This window comes from Achromobacter sp. SIMBA_011 (assembly GCF_046535435.1).
In the GTDB taxonomy this organism is placed as follows: Bacteria; Pseudomonadota; Gammaproteobacteria; order Burkholderiales; family Burkholderiaceae_B; genus Achromobacter; species Achromobacter dolens.
Map to the genome: position 1 here is coordinate 1 of NZ_JAWRWN010000331.1, position 278 is coordinate 278.

Annotated in this window: 1 protein-coding gene; it reads left to right on the forward strand. The window is 54.3% G+C overall.

Features of this window, described 5'->3' with window-relative positions; all coding sequences use genetic code 11:
- Nucleotides 1-278, forward strand: a 278-nt coding sequence (locus tag SB816_RS31185) for a glycosyltransferase (RefSeq protein WP_410548138.1), incomplete at both ends; no start/stop codon positions are given.

Sequence of the window (278 nt, forward strand, 5' to 3'; positions counted from 1 at the left end):
CCAATTCGGAGGAGACGCGCCGCTGGCTGACCCTACAGGCACGTCAGAGCGATATCCGGATTGTTTTCAATCAGCGAAATAGCGGTATCGCCAACGCGACCAATGCCGGCCTGGCGGAAGCAAAAGGAGACTGGATAACATTCCTTGATCATGACGATGTAATTGCCCCGGAAGCGCTCAATATGATTGCACGCACCCTGAGCGAACATCCCGAGACAATGTTCCTGTACACCGATGAAGTCGTGGTTGATGACAAGCTGAAGCCGACGGGCGTGATG